This is a genomic window from Nocardia sp. NPDC058497, assembly GCF_042720195.1.
Lineage (GTDB): Bacteria > Actinomycetota > Actinomycetes > Mycobacteriales > Mycobacteriaceae > Nocardia.
The window spans coordinates 1-6,740 of record NZ_JBHXMY010000335.1 but is presented as its reverse complement, the minus strand read 5'-3'; the positions used below and the strand labels follow the sequence as shown (position 1 = coordinate 6,740).

The window sequence follows — 6,740 nt, the reverse complement described above, 5'->3', positions numbered from 1 at the left end:
TAATTCCGTTCGCGTGGGCTCGTATTTGTTAAACAGCCACCGGGGGGGCCCGACCCCCAGCGCCCCCCGGGCACGCTCCACCGCGCCTTCTCGGTGCTGCTGTTCGACCGGCACGGACACGTGCTGATCCAGCAGCGCGCCGCGGTGAAGACCCGCTTCCCGCTGCAGTGGGCCAACACCTGCTGCGGGCATCCCGCGCCCGGTCAGCCGGTCATCGAGGCGGCGGCGATCCGGCTGGGCGAGGAGTTCGGTCTCGCGGCCGATCTGACCGAGGTCGGGACCTTCCGTTACCGCGCAGGCGACGAGACGACGGGCCGGGTCGAGCACGAATACGACCACGTCCTGATCGGTGTGGTGGACGATGTGACGCCGCGGCCCGATCCAGACGAGGTCGGTGCGTGGGCGTGGATCACCCCGCAGACCCTGCGAGCCGAGCTGGCCGGCCATCCCGGCAGGTACACGCCGTGGCTGGCCGAGGTCCTCGAGATCGCCGACCGAGCGCACACCGCGCACCGGACGTAGTCCCTCCCTCGTTGTCGCTTTTCAACCAGCACGTTTCCTACCCACCTCAGGAGGCGCAAACAGGTTTGATGCGCATATCTATATCTGTCGATGTTTAGCGTTCTTGGTGAAATCACAGGCTCGCCACAGTCGCCGACCAGGCCGAACGCCCACCCTGGACAGGGAACGATTCCGCAGAGGGTGAGTGAGGTAGCGATGGTCGAGGTCGAGATCAACGACGACACCGTGACGGTCCATGTACTCGGTGGTCATCGCCTGCTCGCGCTGCGCCAGCAGGTCGTGATCGACCGCGCCGCCATCACCGGCATCACCCCCGCCGAGGTGGATCTGCGCCCGCCGTGGGTGCGCGCGCCCGGCACCTTCATCCCCGGCGTGATCGCCGCCGGCGTCTACCGGGGCAAGGGCCGGAAAGAGTTCTGGGACACCACTTTCGGCGGTAGCGCCGTGCGTATCGACCTCGACGGACCTGATTTCACCCGCCTGGTCGTCGATGTCGACGACCTCGACGGCGTACTGAGCGCCCTGTCCGGCGAATCCGTCCGCGCCTGACCGACCTTACCCGCTGCTCACGAACGGCGGCGTCGCGTCCTCTCCCCTCCCCCGGTGAAATGATCACCGACCGACCGGCCCCCTGGGCGGGGTGGCATGCTCGACCGATGGGAGTTTCGACAACGCAGTCGGTGGATCGCCGTTTCGTCAGCTTGGTCGCGATGTTCGACCGCCTCTTCCGCAAGCCGTCGCACGGCGGTGGCGCTCTGTGCGTGTACCTGCACGGTGAGCCGGTGGTCGACGTGTGGGCAGGCTATGCGAGCCCCGGCGTGCCCTGGGCATCGGACACGGTGGCGCTGGCCTTCTCCACCGGAAAAGGTGTGGCCTCCACGGTGATCCATCAGCTCGCCGAGCGCGGGCAGCTCGACTACGACACCGCGGTGGCCGAATACTGGCCCGAATTCGCCGCGGCGGGCAAGGCGCACATCACCGTGCGCGACGTGCTCACCCATCGGGCCGGTCTGCACCGGCTGCGCGGCCTGCTGCCCGGACCCGTCGACCGTTTCCTCGACGACGAGGCCGTCACCGCGGCGCTGGGCGCGGCCACCCCCGACCCTCGGCACCGGATCACCAGCGGCTATCACGGCATCAGCTACGGGCATCTGGCCGCCGAGCTGGTGCGGCGGGTGACCGGGCGCGAGTTCGTCGACGTCGTCCGGACCGAACTCGCCGAACCCCTTGGCGCCGAAGAACTCTGGTTCCGGGTGCCGAAGAAGGAACGGCATCGCATCGCCACCACCTTCCCGCGCCTGCGGGCGGCGGGCATGGAGTGGGACCGCGGTTCGGATCTGCTCACCCGCACCAGGTACGCGGCCGCCGCGGAAACGACGCCGCGCGGTTTCGCCGACCTCATCGTCGACCCGCGCGTGCACGATTCGGTGATGCCGGGCGTGAACGGCGTGTTCTCGGCCCGCGCGCTGGCCCGCGTCTACGCCGCACTCGCCAACGGCGGCGAACTCGACGGCACCCGCATCCTCGACCCCGGTTCGATCCGCCGCGTCGCCACCCGCCAGGTCTTCACCCCGGACTACGTGCTGGCGTTCCGCATCCCGTGGGCCCTCGGTTTTCACGGCGTCCCGATGAAACCGTCCAAGGCGGACCCGATCTCGGCCTTCGGCCACTTCGGCCTCGGCGGTTCCGGCGCCTTCGCCGACCCCGAGACCGGTCTGTCCCTCGCCTTCGTCACCAACCGCCTCGGCGGCAAACTCACCCCACTCGGCGACGCCCGCCTCACCCGCCTCGGCACCACCGCCCACAACATCGCGAAAGCCGACGGCCTCCGCTGAGACCGGGTGCAACGCCACACCTCCACTCGCCCGCGCCCACCGCGCTCGCAACTCCGCGACACGACGCATGACCGTCTGACCATGCTGTTGTGATCGGGTTCTGCGCTGTAGCCTTGTGCGTGCCTTTGGATGATTGTTCTCGACTCTGACACCTTCGACTCGAGGAGTGCACAGATGGCGAACGACCAGCAGGCTCAGCGACCGACAGCGCAACTCGGTATCTCCGGTGACAAGCTCGACAGGTCGGTCCTACCGTCCCTATGACTCGTCGGGTGCGCGATGTACTGCCGTTACGTGTCGTGATCGGCAGTCGACTCGAGCAGATCGAGCGGGCGCACGCCCGACTCACGCCGATCCTGCACGGCCTGTGGGGCGACGATTCCGCGGTCCGGCCGATCGAACTGGCGGTACACGAAGCGGTGGTCAACGCGATCGAACACGGTGGCGTCGGTAATCCGGACGCCACGGTCGAGCTCACTCTCTCTATCGAGGACGACGAACTACTGATCGAGATCAGCGACCAAGGACCGGGATTCGACCCTGATACCGTGCCCGATCCGCGCCGCCCCGACAGTGTGCTCCGCGCGTCGGGGCGCGGTGTGCTCCTCATTCGCACAGCTGTCGATTCCCTCGAGGCCGCCCACAGTCCGCAGGGGCGGTTCACCCTCACCCTGCGCACCAAGCTCCCTCGCTCCACTGCGGAGGGAGTACCACCACGAAGAGGAGGGTTCCATGGAGATCAAAGAGCGTAGCGTCAACGGCGTCACCATCCTGGATCTGACCGGGAAACTCGACATCGGTGTGGGCGACGTTCAGCTCAGGGAGAAGATCCGGAATCTGATGGACACCGGGAAGAAGCAGATCCTGCTGAACCTCGCAGCGGTGAGTCGCATCGATTCCTCTGGACTCGGCGAATTGGTATCGAGCTACACGACCCTCACCAACAGCGGTGGGAAACTCAAACTGGTCAACTTGCCCGACCGTGTTCAGGATCTGCTCATGATCACCCAACTCAACACGGTGTTCGACACCTACGACATCGAGCAGGAAGCTATCCGCTCCTTCTGACCTCGTTAGCGACGCTCGAGGCGGTACGTTCGGCCCATGGAGATCGTCGGGCTCGAGCGGATCGAGGCGGCCGCGCGGCTGCTGGCACCGGTGATTCGGCGGACGCCGACCGTAGGATCGCGGGTGTTGTCGGAGCGGGTCGGTGCGCAGGTGCTGCTCAAATGCGAGAACCTGCAGCGCACGGGATCGTTCAAGCCGCGTGGCGCCTACAACCGGATCGCGAACCTGCCCGCGGCCGAGCGGGCCCGCGGCGTGGTGGCGGCGAGCGCGGGCAATCACGCGCAGGGCGTGGCGTGGTCGGCGGCGGAGCTCGGGATCACGTCGACGGTGTTCATGCCGGTCGGGGCGTCGCTGCCGAAGCTGGTCGCGACGCGTGCGTATGGTGCCGAGGTGCATCTGGCGGGTGACTCCATCGACGAATCCCTGCTCGCCGCACAGGAATTCGCCGAGCGGACCGGGGCCACGCTGATCCACCCGTTCGATCATCCCGATATCGTCGCCGGTCAGGCGACGGTCGCCCTGGAAATCCTCGAACAGGTGCCCGAGGTGGGAACGGTCGTCGTGCCCACCGGTGGCGGTGGACTGCTCGCGGGTGTCGCGGTGGCATTGCACGCGGTGGCGCCGCGGGTTCGGGTGATCGGGGTGCAGGCGGCCGAGGCGGCGGCGTGGCCGGATTCGCTCGCGGCGGGTAAGCCGATTCGGGTGCCGCGGATGTCGACGATGGCCGACGGTATCGCGGTGGGGCAGCCGGGCGCGGTGCCGTTCGCCCACGTCGCCGAGCTGGTGTCCGAGATCGTCACCGTGGACGAGGACTCCTTGTCGAAGGCGCTGCTGCTGTGTCTGGAACGGGCCAAACTCATCGTCGAACCGGCAGGTGCGGCGGGTGTCGCCGCACTCCTGGCCACCGACCTGCACGACCTGCCCGGTCCGGTCGTGACCATCCTGTCCGGCGGAAATATCGACCCGCTGCTGCTCACGCGGGTGATCGGCCACGGTCTCAGCGCGGCAGGCCGCTACCTGGCCATGCGCGTCACCATCGCCGACCGCCCCGGCGCGCTGTCGGCACTGCTCGGCGTCGTCGGCCGCGCGGGTGCGAGCGTGGTCGATATCGTGCATTCCCGCACCGGCATGTGGCTGGCCGTCGACGAGGTCGAGGTCTCGCTCACCGTCGAAACACGCGGCCCAGCCCACCGTGACGACGTACTGGAGGCGCTCCGCGACGCGGGATTCCGAGTCCACGCGGAGCTTTAGCCGCTACCGCCTCAGCGCCGCCTTCCCGAGCGAGCGTGTGGCTCCAGAATCAGTGCGCGCCACCGAGTTCCAGCGCCAGCACCCCGAGGATCACCAGTCCGATTCCGCCGACCTGGATCAGGGTGAGCCGCTCCCCCAGGAACAGCACCCCGATCGCCGCGATCGCGGCCACACCCACCGCCGACCAGATGCCATACGCGACCCCGATCGACATCCCCCGCTTCAACGCCTGGGACAGGAAGAAGAACGCGGCACCGTAGCCGATCACCACGACGACCGAGGGCACCAGTTTCGTGAAGCCTTCCGACAGCTTCAGCGACACCGTCGCCGTCACCTCGGTGGCGATGGCCAGTGCCAGGAAGAGCAGGGTCATGGCCGCAGACTAGCCGGACAGCTGCCCAGAACCCGCGGCGGCGACAAGTGATTCCGATCGCTGACCCCTTCCCACCAGGGCTACGGCACGTTCGGTCCGGCAGGCGGATGCGGGCAGGCAAGCGGTTTCCGGCGCCTGCCTGCTGCGCGGCGTGACGGGATCGGCGCCGTCACGCCCGCCTAGTGGTCAGCGCAGCCAGGCACGGGCGTCTTCGGCGTTCTTGCGGACCTCATCGAGCTGCTCGGCGACGCGGACGCCTGCCGTACCGCCGCGGGCGTTGCGGGAGGCGATCGAACCCTGCACGGTGAGGACGTCGCGGACGCCCGAGGTCAGTGACCGGTCGACGGCGGCGAACTCCTCGTCGGTGAGTTCGTCGAGGCCGACGCCGCGCGCCTCGGCGGCCCGCACACACGCACCGGCCGATTCGTGGGCGACGCGGAACGGAACGCCTTGGCGCACCATCCATTCCGCGATGTCGGTGGCGAGGGTGAAGCCGGCGGGTGCGAGTTCGGCCATCCGGTCGGTGTGGAAGGTGAGGGTGCCGACCAGGCCCGCGATGGCGGGCAGCAGCAGTTCGAGCTGGGCGACCGAGTCGAACAGGGGTTCCTTGTCCTCCTGCAGGTCGCGGTTGTAGGCCAGCGGCTGCGCCTTCAGGGTCGCCAGCAGACCGGTCAGGTTGCCGATCAGGCGGCCCGCCTTGCCGCGGGTCAGTTCGGAGACGTCCGGGTTCTTCTTCTGCGGCATGATCGACGACCCGGTCGACCACGCGTCGGCCAGGGTGACGTAGCCGAATTCCGATGTGCTCCAGATGATGACCTCTTCGGCCATCCGGCTCAGGTCAACGCCGATCATGGCCAGCACGAAGGCGGCCTCGGCGGCGAAGTCACGCGAGGAGGTGGCGTCGATCGAATTAGCCGCCGACGCAGTGAAATTCAGCTCGGTGGCGATCTGCTCGGGATCGAGGCCCAGCGAGGAACCGGCCAGTGCACCCGAACCGTACGGCGAGATGGCGGCGCGCTTGTCGAAGTCGCGCAACCGTTCCAGATCACGCAGCAGCGGGTGGGCGTGCGCGAGCAGATGATGCGCGAGCAGCACCGGCTGCGCGGCCTGCAGGTGGGTCTTGCCCGGCATCACCGCATCCGGATGCGCGGCGGCCTGAGCGACGAGCGCGTCGACCACATCGAGTACACCGGCGGCGACCCGGCGCACACCGTCACGCAGCCACATCCGGAACAGGGTGGCGACCTGGTCGTTGCGCGAGCGGCCCGCCCGCAGCCGGCCACCGAGTTCGGTACCGACCCGCTCGATCAGCCCGCGCTCGAGCGCACCGTGCACGTCCTCGTCGGAGTCAGCGGGACCGTAGGCACCCGAGGCGACATCGGCGGCGAGCGCGTCCAGCCCGGCCAGCATGCCGGTCAGGTCCTCGTCGGAGAGCAGCCCCGCCTTGTGCAGCACACGAGCATGCGCCTTGGAGGCGCGAATGTCATAGGGAGCCAGCGCCCAGTCGAAATGGGTCGACTTGCTCAGCGCCGCCATCGCCTCGGCGGGGCCGGACGCGAATCGCCCACCCCAGAGCGCACCTTCGTTGGTTCCAACGTGGGTCATCCTGGGCCCTCCTGCAGTGTCGGTAGCGATTGCGGTGACGAGGTCGAGCCTAGGTCGCCACCTGATCTAGCGAGAACATGGGTAAC

7 protein-coding genes and 1 pseudogene are annotated in these 6,740 nt (G+C 68.2%); 6 read left to right on the top strand and 2 right to left on the bottom strand.

What is annotated here, in order from left to right; genetic code table 11:
* Positions 1 to 75: 75 nt before the first annotated feature.
* The 6 genes and pseudogenes from idi to ilvA form a co-directional block, all read left to right on the top strand.
* Positions 76 to 522 (top strand): annotated as a pseudogene (idi, locus tag ACFWPJ_RS21015) (isopentenyl-diphosphate Delta-isomerase); the annotation flags it as partial.
* A 180-nt stretch (positions 523 to 702) separates the two neighbouring features.
* Positions 703 to 1,071, top strand: a complete 369-nt coding sequence (locus ACFWPJ_RS21010; RefSeq protein WP_378853780.1) for a hypothetical protein — start codon at positions 703 to 705, stop codon at positions 1,069 to 1,071.
* Between the two features lie 59 nt (positions 1,072 to 1,130).
* Positions 1,131 to 2,357, top strand: a complete 1,227-nt coding sequence (locus tag ACFWPJ_RS21005; RefSeq protein ID WP_378853778.1) for a serine hydrolase domain-containing protein — start codon at positions 1,131 to 1,133, stop codon at positions 2,355 to 2,357.
* A gap of 272 nt (positions 2,358 to 2,629) precedes the next feature.
* On the top strand, positions 2,630 to 3,109 hold the full coding sequence (locus tag ACFWPJ_RS21000; RefSeq protein ID WP_378853776.1) for an ATP-binding protein: 480 nt from the start codon (positions 2,630 to 2,632) through the stop codon (positions 3,107 to 3,109).
* Positions 3,090 to 3,425, top strand: coding sequence for an STAS domain-containing protein (locus ACFWPJ_RS20995; RefSeq protein WP_378853774.1), 336 nt, complete (start codon positions 3,090 to 3,092; stop codon positions 3,423 to 3,425). The genes ACFWPJ_RS21000 and ACFWPJ_RS20995 overlap by 20 nt, the downstream gene beginning before the upstream one ends.
* A gap of 36 nt (positions 3,426 to 3,461) precedes the next feature.
* Positions 3,462 to 4,676, top strand: coding sequence for a threonine ammonia-lyase (gene ilvA / locus ACFWPJ_RS20990; RefSeq protein WP_378853772.1), 1,215 nt, complete (start codon positions 3,462 to 3,464; stop codon positions 4,674 to 4,676).
* Between the two features lie 49 nt (positions 4,677 to 4,725).
* On the opposite strand, the gene ACFWPJ_RS20985 is transcribed toward ilvA, so the two are convergent.
* Complete coding sequence (locus ACFWPJ_RS20985; RefSeq protein WP_378853770.1) at positions 4,726 to 5,049, bottom strand: DMT family transporter; 324 nt, start codon at positions 5,047 to 5,049, stop codon at positions 4,726 to 4,728.
* Positions 5,050 to 5,235: 186 nt separating this feature from the next.
* Positions 5,236 to 6,654: an argininosuccinate lyase gene (gene argH, locus ACFWPJ_RS20980; RefSeq protein WP_378853768.1), complete on the bottom strand. Its 1,419-nt coding sequence runs from the start codon at positions 6,652 to 6,654 to the stop codon at positions 5,236 to 5,238.
* Positions 6,655 to 6,740: the final 86 nt, after the last annotated feature.